Below are 1,061 nucleotides of genomic sequence, written 5' to 3' on the forward strand. Positions count from 1 at the left end.
CAAATATCATTTGGGAACCTCGGCTGATCTTGAATTTGATGGTAAAAAAGTTCATTTATCGCTTTTGGCTAATCCATCTCATCTTGAGATTGTTGATCCTGTTGTTATTGGAAAGGCACGCGCTAAACAAGACCAACTTATTGGGCCTACACGCACTGATACACTGCCATTAAGTGAACGTTCAAAGGTCTTGCCCTTACTTATTCATGGTGATGCTGCTTTTGCAGGACAAGGTGTTATTCAAGAAACTTTTGGTCTTTCTGGTCTAAAAGGTTATCGCGTTGCGGGTTCAATTCATTTTATTATCAATAATCAGATTGGTTTTACAACAAATCCACGCTTTTCGCGTTCTTCACCTTATCCATCAGATGTTGCAAAAATGATTGATGCACCGATTTTCCATGTGAATGGTGATGATCCCGAAGCAGTTGTCTTTGTTGCAAAATTAGCGACAGAGTTTCGTCAAATTTTCCATAAACCAGTGGTAATTGATATGTTCTGTTATCGTCGTTATGGGCATAATGAAGGCGATGAACCTTCCTTTACACAGCCGCTTATGTATAAGGCTATACGTAACCACAAAACGACTCTTCAGCTTTATGGTGATCAGTTGATAGAAGAAGGGGTGATTACTGTAGAAGAGATTGAACAGCAAAAGAAATTATGGCGTGATAAACTTGAAGTTGAGCTTGAAGCAAGTACTTCTTATAAGCCAAATAAAGCTGATTGGCTTTATGGTAGCTGGACGGGTCTTAAAGCTTCCAATAACGTTGATGAGCAACATAGTGGAACGACGGGGGTTGATTTAAAAACTTTAAAGGAAATTGGTGAAAAACTTGTCGAAATACCAGCGGATTTTCATGTTCATAAAACAATTCAACGCTTTTTAAACAATCGTGCTAAAATTTTTGAAACCGGTGAGGGGGTTGATTGGGCAACGGCTGAAGCTTTGGCTTTTGGTTCGCTTTGCTCAGAAGGAGCACCAGTTCGTCTTTCTGGTGAGGATGTTGAACGTGGAACTTTTTCACAACGTCATTCAGTTCTTTCTGACCAAGAAAATG

Annotated in this window: 1 protein-coding gene; it reads left to right on the top strand. The window is 39.6% G+C overall.

The window, feature by feature from the left end:
- Positions 1 to 1,061 (top strand): thiamine pyrophosphate-dependent enzyme (locus ACFIO5_RS10595; RefSeq protein WP_375705379.1); only part of this gene is annotated, 1,061 nt, incomplete at both ends.

It is taken from the genome of Bartonella sp. AA86SXKL, from assembly GCF_042196885.1.